At 64.5% G+C, this 25,096-nt stretch carries 28 protein-coding genes; 21 read left to right on the top strand and 7 right to left on the bottom strand.

Features of this window, described 5'->3' with window-relative positions; genetic code table 11:
• Positions 1 to 11 precede the first annotated feature (11 nt).
• On the top strand, positions 12 to 791 hold the full coding sequence (locus ACZI8Q_RS02245) for an alpha/beta hydrolase family protein (RefSeq protein WP_463371934.1): 780 nt from the start codon (positions 12 to 14) through the stop codon (positions 789 to 791).
• Here the strand turns inward: ACZI8Q_RS02245 and ACZI8Q_RS02240 are convergent.
• Positions 732 to 2,348 carry an MFS transporter gene (locus ACZI8Q_RS02240; protein WP_463371870.1) on the bottom strand — a complete coding sequence of 539 codons (1,617 nt, stop codon included), beginning with the start codon at positions 2,346 to 2,348 and terminating at the stop codon, positions 732 to 734. The two genes, ACZI8Q_RS02245 and ACZI8Q_RS02240, sit on opposite strands and share 60 nt — an antisense overlap.
• A gap of 140 nt (positions 2,349 to 2,488) precedes the next feature.
• Between ACZI8Q_RS02240 and ACZI8Q_RS02235 the strand changes: the two genes are divergently transcribed.
• The 7 genes from ACZI8Q_RS02235 to ACZI8Q_RS02205 all read left to right on the top strand — a co-directional run bounded on the left by ACZI8Q_RS02235 (position 2,489) and on the right by ACZI8Q_RS02205 (position 8,165).
• Positions 2,489 to 3,154, top strand: a complete 666-nt coding sequence (locus tag ACZI8Q_RS02235; RefSeq protein ID WP_463371869.1) for a TetR/AcrR family transcriptional regulator — start codon at positions 2,489 to 2,491, stop codon at positions 3,152 to 3,154.
• Between the two features lie 131 nt (positions 3,155 to 3,285).
• Complete coding sequence (locus tag ACZI8Q_RS02230; RefSeq protein ID WP_463371933.1) at positions 3,286 to 4,287, top strand: PhoH family protein; 1,002 nt, start codon at positions 3,286 to 3,288, stop codon at positions 4,285 to 4,287.
• Between the two features lie 37 nt (positions 4,288 to 4,324).
• Complete coding sequence (gene ybeY / locus ACZI8Q_RS02225; protein ID WP_463371868.1) at positions 4,325 to 4,870, top strand: rRNA maturation RNase YbeY; 546 nt, start codon at positions 4,325 to 4,327, stop codon at positions 4,868 to 4,870.
• 23 nt (positions 4,871 to 4,893) lie between these two features.
• Entirely contained in the window at positions 4,894 to 6,228 is a 1,335-nt protein-coding gene (locus ACZI8Q_RS02220) for a hemolysin family protein (RefSeq protein ID WP_463371867.1), read from the top strand.
• Positions 6,225 to 6,551 carry a cytidine deaminase gene (locus ACZI8Q_RS02215; protein ID WP_463371866.1) on the top strand — a complete coding sequence of 109 codons (327 nt, stop codon included), beginning with the start codon at positions 6,225 to 6,227 and terminating at the stop codon, positions 6,549 to 6,551. Before ACZI8Q_RS02220 ends, ACZI8Q_RS02215 begins: the two co-directional genes overlap by 4 nt.
• A gap of 1 nt (position 6,552) precedes the next feature.
• Entirely contained in the window at positions 6,553 to 7,470 is a 918-nt protein-coding gene (gene era / locus ACZI8Q_RS02210; RefSeq protein ID WP_463371865.1) for a GTPase Era, read from the top strand.
• Positions 7,471 to 7,487: 17 nt separating this feature from the next.
• Positions 7,488 to 8,165 (top strand): pyridoxamine 5'-phosphate oxidase family protein, encoded by a 678-nt coding sequence (locus ACZI8Q_RS02205; RefSeq protein WP_463371864.1) that lies wholly within the window; start codon positions 7,488 to 7,490, stop codon positions 8,163 to 8,165.
• Here ACZI8Q_RS02205 and ACZI8Q_RS02200 read toward each other — a convergent pair.
• Both ACZI8Q_RS02200 and ACZI8Q_RS02195 read right to left on the bottom strand, forming a co-directional pair.
• Positions 8,118 to 8,702, bottom strand: coding sequence for a TetR/AcrR family transcriptional regulator (locus ACZI8Q_RS02200; protein WP_463371863.1), 585 nt, complete (start codon positions 8,700 to 8,702; stop codon positions 8,118 to 8,120). The genes ACZI8Q_RS02205 and ACZI8Q_RS02200 overlap by 48 nt on opposite strands.
• Before the next feature lie 30 nt (positions 8,703 to 8,732).
• On the bottom strand, positions 8,733 to 10,184 hold the full coding sequence (locus tag ACZI8Q_RS02195) for an amidase (protein ID WP_463371862.1): 1,452 nt from the start codon (positions 10,182 to 10,184) through the stop codon (positions 8,733 to 8,735).
• Positions 10,185 to 10,321: 137 nt separating this feature from the next.
• On the opposite strand from ACZI8Q_RS02195, the gene ACZI8Q_RS02190 reads away from it, so the two are divergent.
• Genes ACZI8Q_RS02190 through ACZI8Q_RS02165 form a run of 6 tightly spaced genes read left to right on the top strand, consistent with a single transcriptional unit; the run spans position 10,322 to position 14,604 of the window.
• Positions 10,322 to 11,071, top strand: a complete 750-nt coding sequence (locus tag ACZI8Q_RS02190; protein WP_463371861.1) for a DUF998 domain-containing protein — start codon at positions 10,322 to 10,324, stop codon at positions 11,069 to 11,071.
• A 10-nt stretch (positions 11,072 to 11,081) separates the two neighbouring features.
• The gene (locus ACZI8Q_RS02185) at positions 11,082 to 11,570 is read left to right on the top strand and encodes a mycothiol transferase (RefSeq protein WP_463371860.1); all 489 of its coding nucleotides are present in this window, start codon (positions 11,082 to 11,084) and stop codon (positions 11,568 to 11,570) included.
• 54 nt (positions 11,571 to 11,624) lie between these two features.
• The gene (locus tag ACZI8Q_RS02180) at positions 11,625 to 12,578 is read left to right on the top strand and encodes an MBL fold metallo-hydrolase (RefSeq protein WP_463371859.1); all 954 of its coding nucleotides are present in this window, start codon (positions 11,625 to 11,627) and stop codon (positions 12,576 to 12,578) included.
• A 46-nt stretch (positions 12,579 to 12,624) separates the two neighbouring features.
• Positions 12,625 to 13,440, top strand: coding sequence for a DNA repair protein RecO (gene recO / locus ACZI8Q_RS02175; RefSeq protein WP_463371858.1), 816 nt, complete (start codon positions 12,625 to 12,627; stop codon positions 13,438 to 13,440).
• Entirely contained in the window at positions 13,406 to 14,215 is an 810-nt protein-coding gene (locus tag ACZI8Q_RS02170; RefSeq protein ID WP_463371857.1) for an isoprenyl transferase, read from the top strand. Before recO ends, ACZI8Q_RS02170 begins: the two co-directional genes overlap by 35 nt.
• Positions 14,212 to 14,604, top strand: coding sequence for a YbjN domain-containing protein (locus tag ACZI8Q_RS02165; protein ID WP_463371856.1), 393 nt, complete (start codon positions 14,212 to 14,214; stop codon positions 14,602 to 14,604). The genes ACZI8Q_RS02170 and ACZI8Q_RS02165 overlap by 4 nt, the downstream gene beginning before the upstream one ends.
• Positions 14,605 to 14,806: 202 nt before the next feature.
• Here ACZI8Q_RS02165 and ACZI8Q_RS02160 read toward each other — a convergent pair whose 3' ends face one another.
• Complete coding sequence (locus ACZI8Q_RS02160) at positions 14,807 to 15,457, bottom strand: DUF6636 domain-containing protein (protein ID WP_463371855.1); 651 nt, start codon at positions 15,455 to 15,457, stop codon at positions 14,807 to 14,809.
• A 269-nt stretch (positions 15,458 to 15,726) separates the two neighbouring features.
• On the opposite strand from ACZI8Q_RS02160, the gene ACZI8Q_RS02155 reads away from it, so the two are divergent.
• Both ACZI8Q_RS02155 and ACZI8Q_RS02150 read left to right on the top strand, forming a co-directional pair.
• Complete coding sequence (locus ACZI8Q_RS02155; protein WP_463371854.1) at positions 15,727 to 16,584, top strand: class I SAM-dependent methyltransferase; 858 nt, start codon at positions 15,727 to 15,729, stop codon at positions 16,582 to 16,584.
• A gap of 163 nt (positions 16,585 to 16,747) precedes the next feature.
• Positions 16,748 to 17,383 carry a hypothetical protein gene (locus ACZI8Q_RS02150; RefSeq protein WP_463371853.1) on the top strand — a complete coding sequence of 212 codons (636 nt, stop codon included), beginning with the start codon at positions 16,748 to 16,750 and terminating at the stop codon, positions 17,381 to 17,383.
• A gap of 89 nt (positions 17,384 to 17,472) precedes the next feature.
• Here ACZI8Q_RS02150 and ACZI8Q_RS02145 read toward each other — a convergent pair whose 3' ends face one another.
• Both ACZI8Q_RS02145 and ACZI8Q_RS02140 read right to left on the bottom strand, forming a co-directional pair.
• Positions 17,473 to 17,886, bottom strand: coding sequence for a Fur family transcriptional regulator (locus tag ACZI8Q_RS02145; protein WP_463371852.1), 414 nt, complete (start codon positions 17,884 to 17,886; stop codon positions 17,473 to 17,475).
• 5 nt (positions 17,887 to 17,891) lie between these two features.
• A complete protein-coding gene (locus ACZI8Q_RS02140; RefSeq protein ID WP_463371932.1) occupies positions 17,892 to 18,233 on the bottom strand; it encodes an ArsR/SmtB family transcription factor in 342 nt (113 codons plus the stop codon).
• 266 nt (positions 18,234 to 18,499) lie between these two features.
• Here ACZI8Q_RS02140 and ACZI8Q_RS02135 point away from each other — a divergent pair, with 266 nt between their 5' ends.
• Together ACZI8Q_RS02135 and ACZI8Q_RS02130 are read left to right on the top strand one after the other, a co-directional pair.
• Positions 18,500 to 20,155 (top strand): glycosyltransferase family 39 protein, encoded by a 1,656-nt coding sequence (locus ACZI8Q_RS02135; RefSeq protein WP_463371851.1) that lies wholly within the window; start codon positions 18,500 to 18,502, stop codon positions 20,153 to 20,155.
• 125 nt (positions 20,156 to 20,280) lie between these two features.
• Positions 20,281 to 21,672 carry a glycine--tRNA ligase gene (locus tag ACZI8Q_RS02130; protein ID WP_463371931.1) on the top strand — a complete coding sequence of 464 codons (1,392 nt, stop codon included), beginning with the start codon at positions 20,281 to 20,283 and terminating at the stop codon, positions 21,670 to 21,672.
• Positions 21,673 to 21,724: 52 nt separating this feature from the next.
• On the opposite strand, the gene ACZI8Q_RS02125 is transcribed toward ACZI8Q_RS02130, so the two are convergent.
• The gene (locus tag ACZI8Q_RS02125) at positions 21,725 to 22,066 is read right to left on the bottom strand and encodes a DUF1330 domain-containing protein (RefSeq protein WP_463371850.1); all 342 of its coding nucleotides are present in this window, start codon (positions 22,064 to 22,066) and stop codon (positions 21,725 to 21,727) included.
• 135 nt (positions 22,067 to 22,201) lie between these two features.
• Between ACZI8Q_RS02125 and ACZI8Q_RS02120 the strand changes: the two genes are divergently transcribed.
• The 3 genes from ACZI8Q_RS02120 to ACZI8Q_RS02110 all read left to right on the top strand — a co-directional run bounded on the left by ACZI8Q_RS02120 (position 22,202) and on the right by ACZI8Q_RS02110 (position 25,085).
• Positions 22,202 to 23,014, top strand: coding sequence for a helix-turn-helix domain-containing protein (locus ACZI8Q_RS02120; protein WP_463371849.1), 813 nt, complete (start codon positions 22,202 to 22,204; stop codon positions 23,012 to 23,014).
• Positions 23,015 to 23,170: 156 nt separating this feature from the next.
• Entirely contained in the window at positions 23,171 to 23,779 is a 609-nt protein-coding gene (locus ACZI8Q_RS02115) for a YdcF family protein (RefSeq protein ID WP_463371930.1), read from the top strand.
• Between the two features lie 7 nt (positions 23,780 to 23,786).
• Entirely contained in the window at positions 23,787 to 25,085 is a 1,299-nt protein-coding gene (locus ACZI8Q_RS02110) for a deoxyguanosinetriphosphate triphosphohydrolase (protein WP_463371848.1), read from the top strand.
• Positions 25,086 to 25,096 lie beyond the last annotated feature (11 nt).

Genomic DNA, 25,096 nt, shown 5'->3' with positions numbered 1-25,096 from the left:
TTGTCGCCGACGTGGCACGCATTCGAATCGAGTACGGCTCCGAACCCGAACAGTTCGGGCACCTGTACATCCCGCAGGAGCCGGCAGGCGATCCGGTTCCCGTCGTGATGGTGATTCATGGCGGATCGTGGAGCGGTGACTACAAACTGAACCTGGCTACATCGTTCTCTCTCGACCTGGCACGACACGGGGTTGCCGTCTGGAACATCGAATATCGCCGACTCGGAGCAGGCGGTGCCTGGCCGGAGATGGCGGCGGATGTGAAGGCGGCCTGGGAGGCGATCGGCGGACCGGTCGCCGGGTCCACCGATCTGAGGCTGGACGTGTCCCGGTCGAGGATCGTAGGTCATTCTGCTGGTGGACAGCTGGCGGTGTGGCTTGCGGGACAGTCTCTTTCGTATACACCCGATTGTGTGGTTTCCCAGGCGGGGGCACTCGATCTGGCCACGGCGGGCGAGAGGGGGAGGCGAATCGGCTACATCGAGCAGCTCTTCGGCGTCACCTACGACAAGAATCCGGATGTGTATCGGTCGGCCTCACCGCACCATCGCGTCCCGATCCGGGTACCTGTGGTGTGCGTTCACGGCACCGAAGACCAGCAGATTCCGGCCGAGGTCAGTGCCCGCTACCGAGACGCTGCGGTTGCCGCAGGAGACGAAGTGGCCCTCCAACTGATCGAGGGGGAGGACCACTTCGCATTCTTGGACACCGCTAGCCGGTGCTGGGCCGTATCACGCGAGGCTGTGCTCGAGGGGTTGCTCTGTGGAGACGCTCGGCGCGTTGGTGGGTAGGACGAACGCGACCACGACTGCGCCGACGGCGAGCATGGCACCGCCGACCAGCCCCGCATGTGTGATTGCGTCGGTGAACGCCACCCCGGCCGCGTCGAGCATGGGCTCTGCCAGCGCTGCGGCGACGGGGTTCTCGGCGAGTTCTTGGGCCACGAGAGTCGCGCCACCGACCGAGTTACCGGCGATGTCGATCGCCTGCTGCGCCTGTTCGGCCTGCGGGCCGGTCAGCTGACCGAGCGGCAGGGATGCCAGGAACCCTGCGATTCCCTCCTTGTAGTTCGATGCCAGCACCGACCCCAGTAGCGCGATGCCGAGCGCACCACCGAACTCGATGGCCGTGTCGTTCAGGCCGCCGGCGGCGCCCAGGTCGCGTTCGGCGAAGCTGCCCATGATGGCGTCCGTGGAAGGCGAGACTGACAGTCCGATTCCGAGGCCGGTCAGGATGAGCGAGGCGAGAAAGACGCCGTATCCCGAGTCTGCGTCGACGACGGTGAGGATCATCGCGCCGGCGGCAGCGACAGCCATGCCGAAGGAGATCGTGAACCGTATGCCGATCGGTCCGACCAGACGTCCGCCGACGGCCGCGCCGATCGACACGCAGATCGCGAGCGGGAGAAGCCGGACTCCGGTTTCCAGAGGGCCGTAGGCCAGCACGAACTGGAACTGCTGAGCAACGGTGTAGATGATCCCGAATGCGGTGAGGAACAGAATGAGAACTGCGAGAGATGCACCGCCGACGGTCCGGTCGCCGAGCTTACGGACGTCGAGCAGGGGACGTGGATGTTCGAGTTCCCAGGCCAGGAACAGCAGTGCGCCCACGATTGCGCTGAGTCCGGCAATGACGGTCGACGAGCCGATTCCGAAGTGGAAGCCGTCGATGATCGCATAGACCAGGCCGCCGATCGTGGCCACGGACAGGAGTCCGCCGATCCAGTCGATGGTGCCCTGGGTCTCGGACTTCGACGGTGGAACCAACGCGAGGGCGCCCACCGCTGCGATGGCGGCGATCGGAACATTGATCAGGAATGTGGAGTTCCACGAGCTGGATTCGAGGAGCCATCCGGCGAGCAACGGTCCGAGGGCGATGGCAAGGCCGGACGTTGCGGCCCACACGGCGATAGCGCGTGAGCGTTCTGCTCGGGGGAAGGTCGCGACCAGCAGCGACAGGGTCGCAGGCATGATCATTGCGGCACCGGCGCCCATCACCATCCTCGCCGCGATGACCACGGTGGTGGTGTCTGCGAGGCTGCCGAACACTGCGCCGGCACCGAATACTCCGAGGCCGGTCAGGAGCGCTCCGCGTCGGCTGTACTTGTCGCCGATCACGCCGAACAACAACATCAGTGCGGCGTAGGGAACCGTGTAACCGTCGATCACCCACTGCAGGTCGGCGCTCGTCAGACCCAGGTCGCGGGTCATGCTCGGAGCAGCGACGATCAGGGCGGTGTTTGCCATCACCACGATGAGCAGGCTCAGGCACAGCACTCCGAGTGCTGCCCAACGCCGTGGGTATGGACTGTTCATCTGCGACACGGGCTGACTTGCCAATGTGACCATCGCATTTCCCTCTCGATATCAGCTACAGAAAACTGCACAACGCTGTGCAATTTAATAACTTGCACACGACTGTGCAAGTATTGTTGTCGTGGATCACATTCGCGGATTCACAGGCAAGCTGTCACCAGGAGGTGAGGCGGGTGGCCATCGGACGCCCGAAGGAGGTAACACCGCGGCGTCGCCATGCGCGTGCGAACCGTATTGCCATCGTGGACGCGGCCATCGTCGCGCTCGCCGCAGATCCGGATGCGAGCATGGAGGATGTAGCGCGAGCGGCCGGAGTGGTGCGGCGCACGGTCTACGCGCACTTCCCCAGTCGGCACGAGCTGATGGAGGGTCTTGCCGAGGAAGCGTTCGCCGAACTCATGGCCGCATCCGGGCAGGCCGACGAGACTTCTCGGGATCCTGCCGACGCAATGGCGGAACTGACGCTGCAGATCTGGCCGGTCGGCGACAGGTTTCGCCTGCTCCTCTCGGTAGCACGCAAGGAGATCGGCGATACCCGAATTCACCACATGCTCGAACCGATGCGGGGTCTCCTCCGCGACATCGTCCAGCGCGGCCGAGACAACGGCACGTTTTCGACGTATCTGCCCGTCGATGTACTCGTGGCGACCGCAGAAGCTGTGACTCTCGGGCATCTCGAACAGGCAAACCGTGGGTTGATCACCGACAGGGGGCAGACGTGCGCTGTCACCGGTCTCGTTCTGATGGGCCTGCCCCCCGAACGGGCGCGAGCAGTCGTGGACGGCGTCGTGGATCGGCTGTCCGAGAACTCGGTGGGCGACCCGGGCGGCGAGCGTTAGACTTTGGGGCATCGACGCTGCAGTGCCGTGCTGCGGTGAAGGACCAGGAAGTAGGCCACATTCCCCACGTGAGTGAAGTACAAGAGAACCGCGAGGACATTCCTCCTGCCGAGCGTGTGGTGAAGTCGACGATGGACCTCGCATCCGAGTCGATGCTGTCCTTCCTGGGATCGTCGGACGAGAACCTGCGGGCGCTCGAGCGGGTGCTGGACGCCGACGTGCACGTTCGCGGGAACACGGTGACGCTCAGCGGTCGCCCAGCCGACGTGGCGTTGGCGGAGCGCGTGATCGCCGAGCTGGCGTCGATTGTGGCTCGCCGTCAGCCGTTGACTCCGGACGCTGTCCGCCGAACGGTGGGCATGCTCACCGAGGGGGTGGGAGAGTCGCCTGCGGAGGTCCTCACACTCGACATCCTTTCCCGTCGCGGGAAGACGATTCGCCCGAAGACTCTCAATCAGAAGCGCTATGTCGACGCGATCGACGCGAACACCATCGTGTTCGGGATCGGTCCGGCCGGCACGGGCAAGACCTACCTGGCGATGGCGAAGGCTGTGCAGGCTCTCCAGGCGAAGGATGTGTCGCGGATCATCCTGACCCGTCCGGCGGTCGAAGCCGGTGAGCGCCTGGGTTTCCTGCCCGGCACGCTGCACGAGAAGATCGACCCGTACCTGCGGCCCCTACACGATGCCCTGCACGACATGATGGACCCCGAGGCGATCCCGAAGCTCATGCAATCCGGGGTCATCGAGGTGGCGCCATTGGCTTACATGCGTGGTCGCACTCTCAACGACGCATTCATCATCCTGGACGAAGCCCAGAACACCACGGCCGAGCAGATGAAGATGTTCCTCACGCGGCTCGGCTTCGGTTCGAAGGTGGTCGTCACCGGCGACGTCACGCAGGTTGACCTCCCGGGCGGCGCCAGGTCCGGTCTTCGGGCCGCCACCGAGATTCTCGGTGGTATCGACGACATCCACTTCGCAGAACTGAACAGCAGCGATGTGGTGCGGCACCGCCTGGTGTCCGACATCGTCGACGCCTACGCACGTTTCGAGGAGGAGCGTGACAGCGACGTGCGACTGGGCAACCGCGCACAGCGACGGTCGGCGCACGCACGCTCTCCGCGCCGGTAGGGTGAGCGTCGCGAAGAACCAGGAGGAAACACCACACATGAGCATCGAAGTCTCGAACGAATCGGGCATGGACGTCTCCGAGGGAGAGTTGATCAGTGTCGCCCGCTTCGTGATTGCGCGGATGGACGTCCATCCCGCGGCAGAGTTGTCGATGGTGCTGGTGGACTCCGCATCCATGGCCGACCTGCACATGCGTTGGATGGACCTTCCCGGCCCGACCGACGTCATGTCGTTCCCGATGGACGAACTCGAGCCGGGCGGCCGACCGGATGCCCCCGAGCCGGGTCCGTCGATGCTCGGCGACATCGTGTTGTGCCCGTCGTTCGCTGCGGACCAGGCCGACAAAGCCGGTCATCCACTTGCTCACGAGCTCGCCCTTCTGACCGTGCACGGCGTCTTGCATCTCCTCGGGTACGACCACGCCGAGCCGGGGGAAGAGAAGGAGATGTTCGGTCTGCAGAACCGGTTGCTCGAGGAGTGGTACGAGGATCTTCGTCGAGCCGAACGCGACGCCGCACTCGCTGCACGCGACCAGAAGCTGCTCGGCAAGACCGGATTCTTCGACGGCACGGGGCACGAGTAGATGCCGGCTGGGAAGGTGCGCCGGTGACCGGCGCGATACCGTTGATCGTTCTTGCGGTGATTCTCGTCCCCTTGGGTGGGGTTTTCGCGGCTGTGGACTCGGCCCTCAACACCATCTCACCTGCGCGGGTGGACGAGATGGCCAAGGACGGTCGCACAGGCGCCGCGCGTGTGGTGCGAATTCTCGAAGATCGCCCGCGCTACGTGAACTTGATGGTGTTGCTGCGCATCCTGTGCGAGATCACCGCAACGGTGGTTCTGGCCGGTGCCTTCATAGATCTGTTCCCGCTGGTGTGGGCGTTGACGGTCACCGCTGTCATCATGGTCCTCGTCGACTACGTGGTGATCGGTGTCGGCCCACGAACCCTGGGCCGTCAGCACGCGTATTCGATCGCATTCGGCGCATCCCTGCCTCTGCACGTCATCGGCGTGGTGCTGGGGCCGCTCAGCAGGTTGCTGATTCTGGTCGGTAACGCCATCACTCCGGGCCGCGGATTTCGCAACGGCCCGTTCGCATCCGAGATCGAACTTCGCGAACTGGTCGACATGGCACAGGAACGCGGAGTGGTCGCCGACGACGAGCGGCGGATGATCCAGTCCGTTTTCGAGCTCGGTGACACGTCGGCGCGCGAGGTGATGGTGCCGCGCACGGAGATGGTGTGGATCGAGGCGGACAAGAGTGCCGGTCAGGCGACGTCGCTGGCGGTGCGCAGCGGACACTCACGGATCCCGGTGATCGGAGAAAACGTGGACGACGTTCTCGGTGTCGTCTACCTCAAGGATTTGGTGCAGCAGACTTATCATTCGCGTGACGGCGGCCGCAGTGTGCGCGTGGGGGACGTGATGCGGCAAGCCGTGTTCGTTCCCGATTCGAAAGCCTTGGACAGCCTGCTCGCCGAGATGCAGCGCGACCGCAACCACATGGCGGTTCTCGTCGACGAATACGGAGGAATCGCGGGACTCGTGACGATCGAGGACGTTCTCGAGGAGATCGTCGGTGAGATCGCCGACGAATACGATCAGGACGAAACACCTCCGGTCGAGGACCTCGGGCGCGGCAGTTATCGCGTCTCCGCGCGGCTTCCCATCGAGAGTCTCGGCGAACTGTACGAGATCGACATCGAGAACGACGAGGTGGAGACCGTCGGTGGTCTCATCGGGTACGAACTGGGCAGAGTGCCGCTGCCCGGCTCCGAGGTGACCGTGGCGGGCCTGGTGCTGCGGGGAGAGGGAGCGAGCGATGTTCGCGGACGGGTGCGGATCAATACCGTCCTCGTGAATCGTGCGCCGCGCGAACCCGAACTCGGCGAAACGCATGACGGTACGGACGTCGCGGACGCCGACAGCGGGGATCGATGACGACCGAGCTGGGAGAAGAGGACACGAAGCTGTTGGTTCTCGCCCGGGGTGCGCTCGCGCGCACCGAGAGTGGTGAGGGTGCGGCGGTTCGCGACGTGGACGGGCGCAGTTATGCGGCGGGTGCCATACGGCTGAACTCGTTGACGTTGACAGCGCTTCAGGGTGCTGTTGCGGCGGCGGTATCGAGCGGTGCGCGTGGTTTCGAAGCGGCAGTGGTGGTCGGCGGCGACCACACCGATCCCGGAGTGGCCGCGCTCCGTGAACTCGGCGCGGAGGCGACGCTAGTCTTCGCGCGACCTGATGGATCCGTGATCGAGGAGTGACATGAGTGAGCCCGAATTCCGTTCCGGATTCGTCTGTTTCGTGGGAAGACCGAATACCGGCAAGTCCACACTGACGAATGCGTTGGTGGGGAGCAAGATTGCGATCACGTCGTCGCGTCCGCAAACTACGCGCCACACCATCCGTGGAATCGTGCATCGCGAGACGTCGCAGCTGATCCTCGTCGACACACCGGGCTTGCACCGCCCCCGCACCCTGCTCGGGCAGCGGCTCAACGATCTGGTGCAGGACACCTATTCCGAGGTCGATGTGATCTGCTTGTGCATTCCGGCCGACGAGCGAATCGGGCCGGGCGATCGGTGGATCGTCCAGCAGGTCAGGCAGATTGCTCCCAAGACGCAGATCGTCGGCATCGTCACCAAGATCGACAAGGTCGGGCGTGACGCGGTCGGTAAGCAGTTGCTCGAGGTGTCGAAGCTGCTGGGCCCGGATGCAGAGATCGTGCCGGTGTCTGCGGCGTCGGGGGAGCAGGTAGAACTGCTGGTCGATGTTCTGTCTGCGCAGATGGAGCCCGGGCCTGCCTTCTACCCCGACGGTGAGCTCACCGACGAACCCGAAGAGGTCCTGATGGCGGAACTCATTCGTGAGGCTGCGCTCGAGGGCCTCGGGGACGAGCTTCCACATTCGCTCGCTGTCGTGATCGAGGAGATCATCCCGCGCGAAGGGCGCACGGAGAAGCAGGGGGAGTTGCTCGATGTGCACGCCCTGCTCTATGTGGAGCGTCAGAGTCAGAAGGGCATCGTCATCGGTAAGGGCGGTGCCCGCTTGCGTGACGTGGGCACCAACGCGCGCGGGCAGATCGAGAAGATCCTGGGCACCAAGATCTTCCTGGAACTGCACGTGAAGGTGGCGAAGGACTGGCAGCGCGACCCGAAGCAAATGGGCCGCTTGGGATTCTGACCTCTTGGGAGTCTGAGATGGACAAGGTGCGGAGATACCCTGAACGCGCGCGGACCGAACGCGCGGACCTCGATGCAGTTCTGGATGCCGCGGTGGTGGGGACCCTCGCCACCGTGGTCGACGGTATGCCGTGGGCCGTGCCGATGCTGTACGCGCGCGACGGAGACCGAGTCCTACTGCACGGCTCCACCGGTGCCGGTGCATTGCGGCACGTGGCGGAAGGGGCGCCCGCCACGCTGTGCGTCACTCTGCTCGATGGCATCGTGGTGGCGGACACGCTGTTCGACTCCTCGGCCAACTATCGGTCGGCGGTAGTGCGTGGCAACCTCGTCGGTCTTGACGGGGGCGAATCTGTATCGGCACTGAACGCTCTTTCCGATTCGGTGATTCCGGGTCGCAGTGAGGAAGTGCGTGGGCACCTCCCCAAGGAACTGGCCGCGACGCTCGCGCTTGCTCTGCCGATTTCCCCTGGTCAATGGACCGTCAAGGTTCGCGACGCGCCGCCGGGCGAGCCGGCTGAGTTCACCGGAAATTGGGCAGGGGTCGTTCCCGTTCGCTCGGTCGCAGGGTCACCCGTTGCGGCCCCGTGGGTGAAGAGCGGAACGACGGTACCGGACTCGGTGGCACGGCTCGTCGACCGCAGCGCATCAGGATTGCGGGTCGAGAGCGGCGGCGATGGCCCCGCGCAGGAGTAGTAGCAGCGCGCCGGTGATGTCCTGCTCGGAGTTCCCGGTCGCGAGTCGGCGAAGTTGAAGGCCGGCAATGGTTGCCACGACCGTCGGAACCACCGTTTCTGGTTCGGGTATGCCGAGTGCGGACAGGATCGTCGACGTCAGTTCGTCGTAGGCGGCGAAGCACTCGGCCGCTGCTTCGTGCAGAGAATGATCGCGGCCGGCCTGAATGAACAATTCGAACGGTGCGATTCGTTCGGCGGAGAACGCGAGGTCCTTGACCACCTGATCGGTGAGTTCGGCAGCATCCTCGATGCTCAGGCCTTTGTCGCGGTATTCCTGTGCTATGTCGGTGATGCGGGTGGTTTCTTCCGCTACGAAGCTCGTCAACGCCGACCTGAGCAGATCCGACTGAGTCGGGAAGTGGTAGGTGATCGAGCCCAGCGACACCTCGGCCCGCGCGGCAATGCTGCGGTTCGTGAGCGCGGGAATGCCGTCGGTACCGACGATATGAAGTGCTGCCGCGAGAATCTTCTCGCGGGCACCGGTGGAGGCGCTCACGATTGCGGACCCGTAGTCATCGATGGCACGTTACCACCACTGGTCAGGAGTGGATCGCTCCCAGTGCAGCACCGACTCGAGCTGTGCTGCAACGGAAACGAGCAGTGGCTCGGAGTTCTCGTGACCCATCAGTTGCACTCCGACGGGGAGTCCCTCCTTGGTGAATCCTGCGGGCACGTTCACGCTGGGCCAGCCGAGCACGTTCCACGGCCAGGCGTAGGGGCACAACGCGGTGACGGCCCTGTCGGTCTCCCACGAGCTGATGCCGTCCAGCGCCTCGACGTGCGGTGGCGGTGATGCGGTCGTCGGTGCGAGAACGATGTCGTACTCGTCGAAGATCGCACCGATTCGGCGGCGCATTCGGGGTTCGGCGGCGCGTGCGGCGCGCAGGGGGAGCCCATGCAGGATCCGACCGTTCCGTGCTTTGAGTCGTGTCCTGGCGTCGGCCAAAGTGACGTCGGGGAAAGTGCGCAGCCAGTCGTCCAAGCCGGAATAGGACCGTGGAAGGAAGTTGAGGCCGAACAGGATTCCGTAGTCCGGGTCGTCGACCACGACATGGTGTCCGAGTGTTCGCAAGACGCGCGCAGTGTTCCATACTGCGCGGCGAATCTCGGGGTGCAGGGTTGACGGTGTGCCGGTGAAGGGCATTCGCAGTGAGAGCGCAATCCGCAGCACGCCAGGGTCTCGGCCGACGGCATCGCTCACGCTGACGGGGTCGGGGCGGTGGATGTCGCCATCGTGATTTCCCGAGGCGACGTCGAGGAGCAGTGCGGCATCGCCGACCGTGCGGGCCAGTGGGCCGTTTACGGTCAGTCCGTAGAACGCCTCGGCGTGCGGCCACGTGGAGATGCGACCGCGCTGGGGTTTGATGCCGACGAGGTTGGTCCATGCGGCCGGGATTCGGACCGAGCCCGCACCGTCCGACCCGATAAGTGCTGGGAAGATTCCCGCGGCCACGGCCGCGGCGGTGCCCCCGGAGGATCCGCCGGGTGTGTGATCGCGGTGCCATGGATTGCGCGTGTAGCCGAAGTGACCTCCGGTCAGCGGCCACCATCCGAGTTCGGGTGCATTGGTCTTGCCGACTATGACGGCCCCCGCCGCGCGCAGCCGACGAACCATTTCGGAATCGGCGGCCTTCGGTGGGAAATTTCCGGGAGCGCCGAAGGCTGTGGGTTCGCCGGCAACGTCGATGTCGTCTTTGACGGCCATCGGTACGCCGAGGAGGGGGAGACGCTCGCCTGCAGCGAGTCGGCGGTCGGCCTCGGCGGCTTCGGCGAGAGCCTTTTCGCGGCGGATGATCCTGAACGCATTGAGGGTGGGCTGGCTGGCGTCGATGCGATCGAGGACCGTGCGGGTTGCTTCGACCGACGTGATCTTGCCGGACGCGAGGTCCGCTACCTGGTCGACCAGGCGAGGAGACGTCGATGTACCGCGCTGGTCGGTTGCATCCGGTGCGCGCTCGCTCACGTTTTCAGTGCTCATCTACCCTCTTCCGCGGTTGTTCGTTCGAACGAACAGTATCAGGGCGAGCGGTTGGTGTGATAACGAATTGGTAACACTCACGGGTCGAAACCAGGTAGCGTGGCCAGATCGATGACGGACAACCGTGAAAGCAGGGAATGGACGCGCACGACATTCGGCTACTCGTCGGCAGCCTCTTCTGGATTCTCGCAGTGGGATATCTGGTGTCGGAGGTCCTCACCGCGGAGGCGTGGTCGACGCCCTACAGCTTCGTCCGCAACTCGATCAGCGATCTCGGTGTCACCGACTGTCAGCAGGTGTGTTCGCCGTTGCACTGGTACATGAACATCTCGTTCGTGATCATGGGCCTGCTCGTGATTGCAGGGGCCGTGCTGCTGCGCCGCCATCTGCCCCCGGGCCGAAGACGCAGATGGTCGGTGGTTCTGGCCGTGATGATCGGCGTGAGTACGGCTGCCACCGGGTTCTTTCCTGCCAACGACAATCCGATCGGGCATTTCGTTGCCGTACTGCCGGGGTTCGTCGGCAGGCACATACTGTTGATTCTCGTCGCGTGGACACTGTGGCGCCGGATGCGCTGGACCGCCGTATGGACGACGGTCTGCGCGGTGATCGGCATCGCAGGCGGGGGACTCCTTGCCTTCCCCGACATGTACTTCGGCCTGACCGAACGGATCATTCTGTATCCGTTCCCGATCTGGATGGTCGTGGTCGGTATGGCGGTGTTCGTGTCCGTCGTGCGGTCGAACCTGCTCGGTCGGGCAGCGTCCTCGCTGCCCGGATTCGGGCCGGTGGTATGGCGTCGCGGCTTGACGCTGCACGACGTCACCGCAATTGCGTGCCCGTCCTGCGCGGGTTCCCCCGCTGCGCTCCGGCCGGGGTCGTGGTGAACTGACACTCATGGACGTGCCTCGTACCAATTCGGAATCCGGACTCTCGTCAGCGGTACTCGATATCTGTGGCGAGAGCCTCGACGCGATGGTGACGATCCTGCAGGACCTCGGTGATCCGGATGCCAACCGAGTGCCCGATCTGCCAGGAGCCAATTCGCCCTACGCCATCGTGTTCCACTGCGTGGGAATGCTGCGGTTCTGGGGTGGATCGGTGGTCGCCGGCCTACAGATACCGCGCGACCGGGATGCGGAGTTCACGGCGAGCGGGTCTGTCGAAGACTTGGTCGCCGATGTTCGTCTGGTCAAAGCGCAGTTCGCGGAGTGGGTCGACATAGCGCTGACGGACGGTATCCGCGACCGAAACGCAGTGGGGAGTACTCGATCCGCAAGCGTGGCGAGCGCGACCCCGGAGTGGGTGCTCATGCACATCAGCCGTGAATTGGCTCAGCATCTGGGGCAATTGGAGATCACGAGGGACCTTCTCGCTCGAGATTGACCCCGAACCGACTTGTTCGGCATCGGTCCGGTTCGGCCACGTACTGTGGCGGTCATGCCGCGAAACGGTCTCCAGCCCGTAGCCAAACCTCCCGTAGCCAAGCCGAGTCTGTTGACGTGTTGTGCCGCCATCGGTGGCATGGTTCCCGGGCTGATTCGCCCACGGCCGGTCGACGGGGCGTTCCTGGGTGGCCTCGAGGACGTGGGTCTGCCGAATGCCCGTGCGGAGGTTCAGGTTCTGGCACTGCCGCAGGTTTCACGGCAAGTGCCGACCGCGATCCTTGCCGAAGGTGTCCGGCGTCCTGTGATGTCCGGCAATTCGATGACGTCGTATCTGGTACGGCATCCCGCAGCAACTTTCGTTGTGGACCCGAGTATCTGCACCGACGTGGTCGATCGTGCCGTCGCCGAGTTGCCGGGCCTTCTCCGGCCCCTGGTTCGGCCTTCGGACGGGGCGCTGGACATCTGCACCTCCCTCGATCGGGTCGGGATGTCGCCCGACGACCTCGATTTCGCGTTGCCCACGCACCTGCACTGGGATCACGTCTCCGGCTTGCTGGACATGCCGGATCTTCCGGTGCGGGTGCATGCCCCCGAACGAGCATGGGTGATGGACGACGTCACGGCGCCGGTCGGTGGAGTGCGGCCGTCCCTCGAGGGTCGGGAGATCGACGAGTTCGTGCTGGGCGGGCCACCGGTTCTCACGTTCACCCGCAGTCACGACATGTTCGGCGACGGGTCGGTGACGCTCGTCGACCTGCCGGGGCACACGCCGGGAAGCATCGGTTTACTGCTCAACACGGCGCGCGGTCCGGTGTTGCTTTCGGGCGATGCCGCATGGCATCACCTGCAGATCGAGAACGTTCGCAGCAAGGCGTCGTTTCCTGGGATGCTGGTCGACGCCGATCGCGAGGAGACGTTCCGGACTTTGCACCGACTGCACGCGGTTCGTGATCGGGTGCGCATCGTGCCGACCCATGATCACGATGCCGCGCAGTCGTTGAACTGACGCTTCGCTGGGCCTGGTTGTCGGCTCATCGTGAGAGACTGGGCAGGTGAGGCTGTACAGAGACAATGCGGTGGTCGTGCGCCAGCACAAGCTGGGGGAAGCCGACCGTATCGTCACGCTCCTCACACGGCAGCACGGTCTGGTGCGGGCGGTGGCCAAGGGGGTGCGGCGGACGAAGTCCAAGTTCGGTGCCCGGCTCGAGCCGTTTGCGCACATCGACGTGCAGCTGTATCCGGGTCGCAATCTCGACATCGTCACGCAGGTTCAGACGGTCGACGCGTTCGCCACCGACATCGTCGACGACTACGGCCGCTACACCACAGCCTGCGCGATCCTCGAGACCGCGGAGCGTCTGGCGGGTGAGGAACGCGCACCGGCACCGCAGCTACACCGCCTCACCGTGGGTGCCTTGGGGGCGATCGCCCAACACCAGAGGGCACCCGAGCTGATTCTCGACGCCTACCTGTTGCGGGCAATGGGATATGCCGGGTGGGCACCGGCGCTGGAGGAATGCGCGCGATGTGCGGCACCGGGCCCGCACCGGGCCTTCCACGTCGCAGCAGGGGGAGCGGTGTGTGTGCACTGCCGCCCGCCCGGTGCAGCGACACCGTCGCCCGGGGTTCTCGACCACATGGATGCGTTGTATCGCGGCGAGTGGGCAGGCGCAGAGATGGCATCAGCATCGCTTCGTGCACAAGCCAGCGGGCTCGTGGCCGCACACTTGCAATGGCACCTGGAACGACAACTGCGCACGTTGCCACTGATCGAGCGGGCACGCCCCCATGCGGCGGTAGGTGGGGCAGACCCGGTCAGGCAGGATGGGGGCCGTGATTCGACGACGCGAACCGCGAGCAGCGCATGACGCCTCGGTAGACCGGAAAGTTCGACCTCCGGACCCGCACCCGTCCGGTGCCACACCTCCGAAGCTGCAGACAGAACTGATTCCGCGCCACGTAGCACTGGTCATGGACGGCAACGGGCGTTGGGCGCAAGAGCGCGGGCTGCCCCGCACCGCCGGACACGAACGCGGCGAAGCTGTCCTGATGGACACCGTGTGTGGCTGCATCGAAATGGGTGTCGAATGGTTGTCCGCCTACGCGTTCTCCACAGAGAATTGGAAGCGCAGCCCCGAGGAAGTCAGGTTTCTCATGGGGTTCAACCGTGACGTGATCCGCCGTCGTCGTGACGAGATGCACGAGATGGGCGTAAGAGTCCGGTGGGCAGGTCGTCGCCCGAAACTGTGGCGCAGCGTGATCAAGGAACTCGAGATCGCCGAGGAGATGACCAAGCACAACACCGTCATGAACCTGACGATGTGCGTCAACTACGGCGGTCGCGCAGAGATCGCCGACGCTGCTCGTGAGATCGGTCGCCGTGTTGCGGCTGGAACGCTCGATCCGGAGAAGATCTCGGAGGCCACCATCGGCCGTTTCCTCGACGAACCCGATATGCCCGATGTCGACCTGTTCCTCCGCCCTTCCGGTGAGCAACGGACATCGAACTTCCTGTTGTGGCAATCGGCATACGCCGAAATGGTGTACCAGGAGAAGCTCTTTCCCGATTTCGATCGACGCGACCTGTGGGACGCCTGTGTGGAGTTCGCGTCACGGGATCGGCGGTTCGGGGGAGTGAAGTGACCGCGGATCAGTTGCAGAGCCGGGCCTCCGAGGCCCTGGCGAACTTCGTCTCCGTCGACACCGTCGACGACGGTTCGCTGGGGTTCGAATTTGCTGGGGCGCTGTGCTCGCTGAGCGCGATGACGCTGTCGGACGGCCTCGACGTCTTGTCGCTGACGTGTGTGCTCGCCTGGGACCGTCCGATCAGTGCCGCACTGCACAAGAAGGTGGCGCAGCGTAATCAGTCGGTCCAGTTCGGTTCTGTGGCGTTGTTCGCCCACGGCAGGTTCGGTGACGTTATTTTGCGATACACGTTCCCGGCCGCCGGGCTGAGCGACGAAGCCCTCACCACCATGTTGCTGCTTGTTCTGTCCGGAGCGGATTCAGCGCGGCAAGGTCTCCTGCCTTAACGTTGGGGGTTACCTGGACGAGGTATGCCGGTGAAGTCGATCTGCCGGCCCACGCAGGCTCGACCCGAGAACACCATTGGACGCGCCGGGTGGACTGGCGGCACACGCATGCTTCCTGGCCCGAAAGGAAGTGCCGGGAAACCTCGGGCGATTCAACGGGCGGGGCGGCAGACATCTGGCCGCGCCACCCGTATCGTCGTTCTCAGAAGGTGGTCTGGCTGTCGGTAGCGATCAGGAAGCCTCGTCCGCCTGCATCGCAGCGCACGCCCTGCCGGGTGGAGGTGCAGGCTGCGCCGTTGGCGACGATGGTGTCGCCGTAATTCAGGACCTTGCCGCCACCCTTGCGCGTGCCGTCGACGGAATCACCGATGAAGATACCCTGCCTGGTACACAGAAACTCGACTTTGCCGCCGTAGATGTGCACGGCGACTTTGCGATCGGGGGCGTCGGTGCAGTCGGGCAGCTCAGGCGGGATGACATTCGCGTAACCGAGCTGGCAACCGACGCCGAGTGTGGCCGTCGGGACGATTCCGCACATGATGTTGCCGGTGGGCGACTGGAAGTAGAAGCTGTCACGCTGCTGATAGTCGCGTGCATCGACGGTCGGCTCCTCGTGAGGTGGCACATCGACAGGGCTGGGGCCGGGAGAATACGGGGCGGGCGTCGGGTCCGTAGCATCGAGGCTGGGCACGACCGTCGGCTCGTCAACCGGCACGCCGCTCTGACGTACTGATGTCCCGGCCGCCTGGGTGGGGCTCGTCGGCCCGCTCGAGGCAGGGCTGTCCGAGTTGCCACACGCCACGAGTCCTCCCGCGAGCGCCACTAGCGCGACCACCATTATCGCTGATCTCATGAGTCGTCCCCTCTGTATTTCACTCGAAAGTCCAGTCGCAATCGCGAGTACGAGCGATAACGTCTCCCGCGCTCATGGAACAGTAACCAACTCGCGGTGAACCCTGCTCCACAGCTCGGCACTGCTCGCGGTCAGCCGTCAACCGCCCGACGCAAGAGCGACCACGTGATCGTCGAGCAGGTCGTCGCTCGTCTGCCCGAGGACTACCATCAGAGAACAGGACTGTTGATTCGGCCGAATCGTCCGATCAAGCCCGATGGGGGCACGTCATGGAAACGCAGCGCACGCCCACAACCGACCGGATCCGTACTGCCTGGGACGGGCTGGCGAGCGGCTTCGACGAGTTCGTTACCCCGGAAACCGCGACTATTGCGCAGGAAGCGCTACGCATCCTCGACCTCCGACCGGGGATGCGATTGCTCGATGTTGCCGCCGGAACCGGGGCGCTGAGCTTTCCTGCCGCGCGAGTCGGTGCCCAAGTGGTTGCCACCGACATCTCGCCTCGCATGATCGATCTGCTGAACGAACGGGCGCAAGCCGAAGGGCTGACCGGCGTGGAAGGCCTGGTGATGGACGGCACCGCCCTCGACCTGGACGACGACAACTTCGAGGTGGCCGTCTCCGTCAACGGGGTGTCGTCGTTTCCGAATCTGGCAATGGGCCTCGCCGAGATGATGCGAGTCACCCGGCGCGGCGGGCGCGTCGTACTCGTCTGTTTCGGGCCGCCGCCGATGGTCGAGTTCATCGGATTCGTCATGAGGGCGATGCAGGCGGTCGTGCCCGCATTCACACCACTGCCGGTCGACCCGCCGCCGTTGCCGTTTCAGGTTGCCGACCCGGAGGTCTTGTACAGCAGGCTGACCGACGCGAGCCTGCGTGATGTGGCCGTCCATCGCAGAACATGTCACACGAGATTCGACTCTGCTGAACACCTGTTGAACACCTTCATGTTCAGCAATCCGATCGGCGCGCGTTTCGTTGCGGACCTGACACCCGAGCAGAAGTCAGCGGTCGAACAGAGGTTGAGGGGAATGTTGAAGGAGCGCGCGGGGGAGCAGGGGCGTTCGGATGAGCGGGTGGCCGAACTGCACTGCGGCATCAACATCGGGATCGGGATCGTGCCCTAGTCGCCCACAACAGGGTCGGCGATGTCAATCTGTGAGGCAGCAGAACACTGGGGGCACTGTCCGCTCCTGACAGAAACTGCGGCTCGAATTTGTCCGAAATGGGCTATTGTGCTTCGGAGTTCCCGGGGAGTCGACCCCGGGCCGACCGGGGAGTATTGCATTGATGAAGTTCGGGAAACTTTCTGCAACCGCTGCTCTTGCAGTTGCCGCCATGGGGGTCACCGCCGGAACGGTTCACGCAGAGCCCGCAGCATCTGACAAACCTGCCCTGGTCCAGGGTGTGGATCAGGGTGTCGACTATCAGGTTGCCGTGACCGAGGACGGGAAGTCGATCACCACCGTGCTCGATGCCGGCATGTTCCGCCTCGAGAAGGACTCGGACGTGGTCTCGGTGGTCGACGCGGAGGGCGAGATCGTCGGATCGGTGCCGCTGAGCTACCGCGTGAACGATCAGGAGTTCGACATCGAGGCGCTGCTCGGTGCGGACGGTCACAGCCTTACCCTCACCCCCGAGACCGACCCGTCCGAGGCGACCGCGGTGAGTCCGCTGTCCTTGCAGGACATCAACGCCGCTGCCAACTTCCATAACGAACTGAACCGTGCGTCGTTCGGTGGTGGAGTCGGCGCTGCGGTAGGCGCCGGTATCGGCCTCGTGGTCGGATGCGTCGTCGGTGTTTTCGTGGGCTGTATCCCGGGTGTGCTGATCGGCGCCGCTGTCGGGGGTGTTGCCGGACTGGTGAACACCGGTGGGCAACCGCTCATCGATGCGGGTTACCAGTACTTCACCGGTCAGCCCTGATCGACGACAAGTGCGGAGCGCACGATGCGGCACGGCTCAAGGGCCTGGATATCCAGGACCCTGAGCCGTACCGGCTGATTCGGCGCCGTCTATGCGGACGCGCACTCCGAGCAGACACCGAAAATCTCGACGGTGTGGCTGATGTCGGTGAACCCATTGGATTCGGCGACCGACTGCGACCACTGCTCGACGGTGGGTCCTTCGACTTCGACGGTGAAACCGCATTCGCGGCACACCAGGTGGTGGTGATGCCCCGACGAGCATCTGCGGTACATCGATTCACCGGTGTTGGTGCGGAGTACGTCGACGGTTCCCGAATCGCACATGGCCTGCAGTGTTCGGTAAACCGTGGTGAGGCCGATTCCTTCGCCGCGCTTGCGTAGCTCATCGTGGAGCTCCTGCGCAGAACGGAACTCTTCGATGTCGTCGAGAAGAGCGGAGATCGCGCTGCGCTGCTTTGTCGAGCGGATTCCCACCTCCGCCCGGCCGGCGTGCTGGGGCAACAGTTCTATCCTTCCTCGGCGTGGGCGACGGCATCCACGACGATGTGTGCCAGATGGTCGTCGACCAGTCGGTACATGACTTCACGTCCGTTCCGTTCGCCGCGTACGACTCCCGCGGCTTTGAGAACACGTAGGTGCTGGCTGATGAGTGGTTGGGTGACGCCCAAGGCCTCCACGAGTTCGTGAACGCAGCGGTCGGACTCGTGCAGTTGCAGCACGATGGAGATGCGGACCGGCGCGGCCAGCGCGCGCAAAAGGTCACCGGCCGCCGCCAACGTTTCTTTCGACGGGACCGGGGCGGGGGGTGCGTCGAACCTGTCGTGGGGATGCGCGTCGACTGGGTGCATGGTGGCAGCGTGATCGGCCACGGCAGGTTCACCGGTTTCGGTAACGCTCACAGTGGCACCCTTCTTCGCGGTGACGGAGGATTGGTTTCCGTCACCTTATTGCAAACCGATTCCATTTTTATATGCATAACCACGCATGTCAACTACGTACCTCCCGCCGTCCCGCCTGCCCGGAAGTGCCTTCGTGTCCTGCCAGGGTGGGGCTCGAGGCGGTGATAACGTCCACAATGTCGGCCGGTGGGTGATCTGACGGCGAAAGGGTGGATATGACTCGGACGCTGCTTCCCAGCGCCGTGTCGACATCCCCGAACGAGCTCCCACGTGCGGGGAGAAGCCGCGCTGCAACTCCGAGCCGGATCGTCTGGCTATCGTTCGCTGCGGCCGGACTGCTCGGAGTACTCGTGCCGTTGGCGCTGGCGATGATCACTGGCGGCCTGTCCATTCCGCACAACGATGCGTGGTCGTACAGCCGGATCGCGCAGACATTCGGTAGTACCGGAAACATCGAACTGCTCGGATGGAACCGTTCTGCACTGTTCGGGCAGTTCTTGGTGTTGGGACCGCTCGCCCGATGGTTGATCGCCCAACACGTCTTCGTCGCCCTGCTGGGCGTGGTCACGCTCGCGGCGGTGTACGACCTTCTCGTCGACACGGTGGACCGGGTGCGTGCCGCGTTCGCCGCGCTCATCGTTGCGATCTGGCCGGGATTCGGTTTGCTCGCCACCAGTTTCATGCTCGACGTGCCCGCCATGGCTGCGATGATGGTCTGCCTCGCCGTCGGGCGAAGGGCGCTGCGAAACGAGTCGACGGTGCTGCTGGCGGTATCGACTGCTGTCGGATTCTGGGGTTTCACGATCCGTGAGCAGGCGCTCGCAGCACCCGCCGCAGTGTTGCTGTTCGCTGCCGTGGCCGCGTGGCGCTCGGAGCGAGTGCGTCGCAGGACGGTGGCCTTCACGACCGCGATCTTCCTCGCCGCAGCCGTGGGATTCGAACTGTGGCGCCGCTCCTACGATGCGGGTGACCCACCAGTGCTGGCAGTGCCGGAGGGTCTGGTGCAAGTCGGCGGAAACACACTGGTCGACGGCTACTTCCTGCTGGCTCTGGCATCGGCGCCGGCGGTGCTGCTGGTCGCGCGCCCCTGGCGCTGGGGGTGTGGCGCGCTTGCCGCCTCCGCCGTAGCCGCCGTCGTCGCCGCGGTTGCGCTCTACCACGGCAGTGTGGAGAACTTCTTCCTCGGCAACTACCTCGACCCCGCCGGGCCGTACCGGGCCGCGGGAAACGGCAGCCCCGAGGTGGTCTTTCCGACCGCACTGTGGTGGGTTGTCGTGGCACTCGCGTGCGGTTCGGGAGTCCTGCTCGCCGGGATAATGATGCGGCGGTTCCGCAGGGCCGACCCGGTGCTTGGCGTGTTCGGGGTTTTGATGGTGCTGGGCAATCTCGCGACCGCGCTGACCGGGCAGAACCTGTTCGATCGATACTGGCTTCTGGCGTTGCCGCCGATGCTGGCGATAATCCTGGCCGAACGGACGGAAGCCCCGTCGGAGCCTTCGGAACGCCGGCCCTTCGCCCGCCTGGCGGAGCGGGTGCCTGCTGCGGCTGCTCTGACAGTTCTGGCCGTTGTCTCGCTGCTGATCACCGCGGCCGGTCTGGCCTATGACTCCGCCCGATGGGAGGCAGCCGAGCGCATGGTCGCGATGGGTGTCCCGGCGACCGACGTCAACTCCGGACTGGAGTGGAACGGACACCACTCGGCCGTCGGTATGTCCCCGCCAGGATCGTGGAAGTTCCCCGGAAGCCGTTCCTGTTACCTGGTGACCGCCGCGCAGCGCTCCGGCCAGGGCGCCGTGACGGTCTGGACCTACCGGCCCCTCGTGGTCGCGGGCACGGCCCAGTTGTGGGTCTACCGCGACGGCTGCCGGTAGACCCACACGCTGCACCGCGTCGTCGAGATAACGGGCGGATAGGAGCGCGAAGTTCGGACAGATAGGCTGAATGCCGAAAAGCGCACGTGAACCATGCATCTATTACCCAGATGGAGAGCACCCGAGTGGCACCCAAGTCCAAAGTCGAAACCGTCGTCAACCTCGCCAAGCGGCGTGGACTCGTCTTCCCGTGCGGTGAGATCTACGGCGGCACCAAGTCCGCCTGGGACTACGGTCCGCTCGGCGTCGAACTCAAAGACAACATCAAGAAGCAATGGTGGCGAAACATGGTCACCAGCCGCGAGGACGTCGTCGGACTCGACTCGTCGGTGATCCTGCCCCGCGAGGTGTGGGTGGCGTCCGGGCACGTGGGCGTGTTCAACGATCCGCTCGTCGAATGTCTGAACTGCCACAAGCGTCACCGCCAGGATCACCTGCAGGAGGCGTACGCGGAGAAGAAGGGCCTCGACAACCCGGACGACGTGCCGATGGACGTCCTGGGCTGCCCGGATTGCGGCACGGTCGGCAAGTGGACCGAACCGCGTGACTTCAACATGATGCTCAAGACGTACCTCGGGCCCGTCGAGAGCGAAGAGGGCATGCACTACCTGCGTCCGGAGACGGCGCAGGGCATCTTCGTCAACTTCGCGAACGTACTCACCACTTCGCGCAAGAAGCCGCCCTTCGGAATCGGCCAGATCGGCAAGAGCTTCCGCAACGAAATCACGCCGGGAAACTTCATCTTCCGCACCCGCGAGTTCGAGCAGATGGAGATGGAATTCTTCGTCAAGCCAGGCGACGACGAAGAGTGGCACCAGTACTGGATCGACTACCGCATGGATTGGTACACCGGCCTCGGTATCGACCGCGACAACTTGCGTCTGTTCGAGCACCCGCAGGACAAGCTCTCGCACTACTCCAAGCGGACGGTCGACATCGAGTACCGCTTCCACTTCCAGGGCAGTGAATGGGGCGAACTCGAAGGCGTGGCCAACCGCACCGACTTCGACCTGTCCACACACTCCAAGCACTCGGGTACGGAACTCAACTACTACGACCAGACGACCGGCGAGCGCTACACCCCGTACGTCATCGAGCCTGCGGCAGGGCTCACTCGCTCGTTGATGGCGTTCCTTGTCGATGCCTACACCGAGGACGAGGCTCCCAATGCCAAGGGTGGGGTCGACAAGCGGACCGTGCTGCGTCTCGATCGCCGTCTCGCACCGGTGAAGGCGGCAGTGCTCCCGCTGTCGCGCAACGCCGATCTGACGCCGAAGGCGAAGGACCTGGCGGCGACGCTGCGTCAGCACTGGAACGTCGAGTTCGACGACGCCGGTGCCATCGGCCGCCGTTACCGTCGTCAGGACGAGATCGGCACACCGTTCTGTATCACGGTGGACTTCGACACGCTCGACGATCACGCGGTCACGGTGCGTGAACGTGATTCCATGGCGCAGGAGCGGGTGGCGTTGGACCAGGTCGAGAGCTACCTGGCGGCACGCCTCATCGGGGCCTGACCACACCACGACACGAGAGCGGTTCCCTGCCGGGGAACCGCTCTCGTGCTGTTCAATCAAGAATGTCGGTGGCCTTGTGGGGTTGGCCGACACCGTTCACCAGGAAGACTGTGCCATCGGAGTTGTCGGCGCGTAGCGGGATGAGCTGGCGGTATGCGGGCGATTCGTACCATCCGGCGGCGCTCGCCATGTCGGGGAACTCGATCACGACGAGATTGCCGGACCAATCGCCTTCGCGAACGTCGGACTTTGCACCGTGAACGAGGAACTTGCCGCCGAACGGAACGAGCGTTGCATCGATCCGTTCCAGATATTCGACGATCTCGGGTCCCATGTTCACGCTGCGCAGGTGAGCGACGCCGTATGCCGGAGCCTGTTCGTGGAAATGATTCATGGGTGCGGCCTTTCACTCGTGGAGGCTTGCCCTTGGCGGCGAAGCGGTGTGAGACCACAGTGCAGTCGCCGTGGCGCAGTGTCGATTACCCGAGAGGTAATGGACCGCGTTACCGCAGGTCGATAGGTTGGTTTCATGACCACGACCGATCTGGAGCGGCCCGTCGGAATCCTGTTGCGGGAGTGGCGTGACCGCCGTCGTCTCAGCCAACTGGGGTTGTCGGCACGTGCGGGTGTCTCTGCCCGGCATGTGAGCTTCATCGAGAACGGTCGGTCGCAGCCGACGAGGGCCATGATCTTGCGTCTCGCGGAATGCATGGAAGTGCCGTTGCGGCAACAGAACACGTTGCTGCTCGCGGGCGGGCACGCGCCTGCTTATCCGCAGCACACGCTTTCGGACATTCCGATGGCAGCTCTCAGTGACGCGATCGACCGGATCATCGCAGCACACGAACCCTTCCCTGCCGTCGTCGTGGACCGGAACTGGGAACTGATGGCCGGCAACAATGCCGCCGGAATACTGATGGAAGGGGCTTCGCGCCATCTGTTGGAGCCGCCCGTGAACGTCCTGCGCTTGAGTTTGCACCCCGAGGGAATGGCGCCGCGAATAGTGAACTTGGGACAGTGGCGTGCACACCTTCTCGATCGCTTGGCACACGAGGCGGAGGCGGCTGGGGATGCAGCGTTGTCGAATCTGCACGACGAGTTGTGCACCTACCCGGGTGGCGCCGACGAATCGCGGGGGCACGATTCGTCGGCGCCGGCATCGCAGTCTCTCCTTGTTCCCCTGCGATACCGGGTGGACGGCGTCGAACTGTCCATGTTCAGTACGACGACAGTGTTCGGAACACCGCGCGAGGTCACCCTGTCCGAGATCGCCATCGAGGCGTTCTATCCGTCCGACAACGAGACCGCAGACTTCTTTCGTCGCCGCGCAGACCAGCGTTGATCCGGCTGCGAATGTGTCAGTTTTGGCGAGTCGAGATCGTGCCACCTTGCCGCGAACTGGCAGACTCGTGGAGTGAACTCAACGCTGGATCGCAAGCAGCACGCGGTGACGCATACCTCCACGCGTAACGGTGCGGTGGACGGGTTCTTCCGTTGGATGCGGCGTCTGCTGCTCGGGAGCATCCTCATGGCGCTCGTTCTGGTGGGTGGCACTGCGGTACGGGTGTGGCAGGTGGCGCGCATCGACGACACCACCCCGGCAGACGCGATCGTGGTGCTCGGGGCGGCCCAGTACTCCGGAACGCCGTCCTGGGTGTTCGAAGCTCGCCTCGAACAGGCATACAAGCTGTTCGAACGTGGGGTGGCGCCCCAAGTGATCACCGTCGGCGGCAAGCAAGAGGGGGACGAATACACGGAGGCCGCTTCGGGGAAGATGTTTCTCACCGACCGCGGAGTTCCTGCCGACGACATCACCGCGGTCGAAACGGGGTCGGACACCCTGCACAGTATCGAGGCCGTCCGGGACGAAATGGCGTCTCAGGGAATCAACACGGCGGTGTTGGTGAGCGATCCCTGGCATTCGCTGCGCGCGCGCACCATGGCTCGTGACGCGGGCATCGATGCCTGGACTTCGCCGACACGCCAGGGTCCGGCAGTTTTCACGCGCGAGTCGCAGTTTCACGGGATCGTGCGCGAGACCGGCGCACTCCTGTGGTATCAGCTCACACACTTCTCGGCAGACTTCCACTACAACGTTGGATATTGAGCATTCGATGACAGCAATTTTCTCGGCATCACGCGGCGTGTACTCCGAACACGATCTCGAACGGCGAGTACCGGAGGCAGCCAAACGGGCTGGTCTACCGGGCGCCGAGCAGGGTATCGCGCCTCGCCGGTCCGATTTCGCCCGTGACCGTGCCCGCGTTCAGCATTCGGCGGCCCTGCGTCGGCTTGCAGACAAAACCCAGGTGGTCGGACCACGGGACGGCGATACACCGCGTACGCGATTGACGCATTCGATCGAGGTGGCGCAGATCGGGCGGGGGATCGCGGACGGACTCGGGTGTGATCCGGATCTGGTCGACCTTGCCGGCCTCGCGCACGACATCGGTCATCCGCCGTACGGCCACAACGGCGAGAAGGCCCTGGACGAGGTGGCTCAGTCCTGCGGCGGATTCGAGGGAAATGCGCAGAACCTTCGGATCCTCACCAGCCTGGAACCGAAGGTGATCGACGCGGCAGGCGGAAGCGCCGGTCTGAATCTGACGCGCGCGGCACTCGACGCCGCGATCAAGTACCCGTGGACGAGGCCGAAGCCGGGCGCCAAATTCGGCGCCTACGACGACGACGCGGATATTCTCGACTGGGTGCGTGACGATGCGCCGCCCGGTCGGCGCTGCCTCGAAGCTCAGGTGATGGATTGGGCCGACGACGTTGCGTATTCGGTCCACGACGTCGAAGACGGTGTCATAGCCGGGCGCATCGACCTGCGATCACTGGCAGACCCGACGGAGCAGCGTGCACTGGCGTCGCTGGGCGCATCCGAGTTCTCCGGGTTGGCCGTGGACGACCTGGTGGAGGCAGCGAGACGTCTGTCGCGGTTGCCTGTCGTGTCGGAGGTCGGCCGCTACGACGGCACATTGACCAGTTCCGTGGCGCTGAAGAACCTCACCAGCGAGCTCGTCGGCCGCTTCGCTACGGCAGCGATCGGCGGAACGCTGAAGGTGAACGGGACTGGGCTGTTGACGCGCTACGATGCGGATCTCGAGATCCCGCCGGTGGTGGCTGCCGAGGTCGCACTTCTCAAGACGGTGGCGCTGCACTACGTCATGTCCGACCGAGGTCATCGGGCGCGCCAGGATCGTCAGCGGGACCGGGTGCATCGGGTGGCGGAATGGTTGCTGACCACGGCTCCGGCCGGACTCGACCCGTTGTTGCTTCCGGCGTGGAAGGCTGCGGACAGCGACCCCGCCCGGGTGCGAGTGATCGTGGATCAGATTGCGTCGTACACCGAGAGCCGGCTCGAGCGTGTCGACAAGGCGAGTTTGGGAGCGCAGGCCGGCTGGGGCTGACTTCGTGGGCG

The sequence above is a fragment of the Rhodococcus quanlei genome (assembly GCF_055231015.1).
Note: the sequence above shows the minus strand (reverse complement) of the source record. Positions and strands in the feature narration are given on the sequence as shown.

What these genes read in the sequence shown, in the direction of transcription:
- ACZI8Q_RS02120 (WP_463371849.1), top strand. Translation starts at nt 22,202, where the DNA reads ATGACCACGACCGATCTGGAGCGGCCCGTCGGAATCCTGTTGCGGGAG.
- ACZI8Q_RS02115 (WP_463371930.1), top strand. Translation starts at nt 23,171, where the DNA reads ATGCGGCGTCTGCTGCTCGGGAGCATCCTCATGGCGCTCGTTCTGGTG.
- ACZI8Q_RS02195 (WP_463371862.1), bottom strand. Translation starts at nt 10,184, where the DNA reads ATGAGCACTGAAAACGTGAGCGAGCGCGCACCGGATGCAACCGACCAG.
- ACZI8Q_RS02180 (WP_463371859.1), top strand. Translation starts at nt 11,625, where the DNA reads ATGCCGCGAAACGGTCTCCAGCCCGTAGCCAAACCTCCCGTAGCCAAG.
- ACZI8Q_RS02140 (WP_463371932.1), bottom strand. Translation starts at nt 18,233, where the DNA reads ATGCACCCAGTCGACGCGCATCCCCACGACAGGTTCGACGCACCCCCC.
- ACZI8Q_RS02125 (WP_463371850.1), bottom strand. Translation starts at nt 22,066, where the DNA reads ATGAATCATTTCCACGAACAGGCTCCGGCATACGGCGTCGCTCACCTG.
- ACZI8Q_RS02240 (WP_463371870.1), bottom strand. Translation starts at nt 2,348, where the DNA reads ATGGTCACATTGGCAAGTCAGCCCGTGTCGCAGATGAACAGTCCATAC.
- ACZI8Q_RS02135 (WP_463371851.1), top strand. Translation starts at nt 18,500, where the DNA reads ATGACTCGGACGCTGCTTCCCAGCGCCGTGTCGACATCCCCGAACGAG.
- ACZI8Q_RS02155 (WP_463371854.1), top strand. Translation starts at nt 15,727, where the DNA reads ATGGAAACGCAGCGCACGCCCACAACCGACCGGATCCGTACTGCCTGG.
- era (WP_463371865.1), top strand. Translation starts at nt 6,553, where the DNA reads ATGAGTGAGCCCGAATTCCGTTCCGGATTCGTCTGTTTCGTGGGAAGA.
- ACZI8Q_RS02215 (WP_463371866.1), top strand. Translation starts at nt 6,225, where the DNA reads ATGACGACCGAGCTGGGAGAAGAGGACACGAAGCTGTTGGTTCTCGCC.
- ACZI8Q_RS02150 (WP_463371853.1), top strand. Translation starts at nt 16,748, where the DNA reads ATGAAGTTCGGGAAACTTTCTGCAACCGCTGCTCTTGCAGTTGCCGCC.
- ACZI8Q_RS02190 (WP_463371861.1), top strand. Translation starts at nt 10,322, where the DNA reads ATGGACGCGCACGACATTCGGCTACTCGTCGGCAGCCTCTTCTGGATT.
- ACZI8Q_RS02205 (WP_463371864.1), top strand. Translation starts at nt 7,488, where the DNA reads ATGGACAAGGTGCGGAGATACCCTGAACGCGCGCGGACCGAACGCGCG.
- ACZI8Q_RS02230 (WP_463371933.1), top strand. Translation starts at nt 3,286, where the DNA reads ATGGACCTCGCATCCGAGTCGATGCTGTCCTTCCTGGGATCGTCGGAC.
- ybeY (WP_463371868.1), top strand. Translation starts at nt 4,325, where the DNA reads ATGAGCATCGAAGTCTCGAACGAATCGGGCATGGACGTCTCCGAGGGA.
- ACZI8Q_RS02185 (WP_463371860.1), top strand. Translation starts at nt 11,082, where the DNA reads ATGGACGTGCCTCGTACCAATTCGGAATCCGGACTCTCGTCAGCGGTA.
- ACZI8Q_RS02110 (WP_463371848.1), top strand. Translation starts at nt 23,787, where the DNA reads ATGACAGCAATTTTCTCGGCATCACGCGGCGTGTACTCCGAACACGAT.
- ACZI8Q_RS02160 (WP_463371855.1), bottom strand. Translation starts at nt 15,457, where the DNA reads ATGAGATCAGCGATAATGGTGGTCGCGCTAGTGGCGCTCGCGGGAGGA.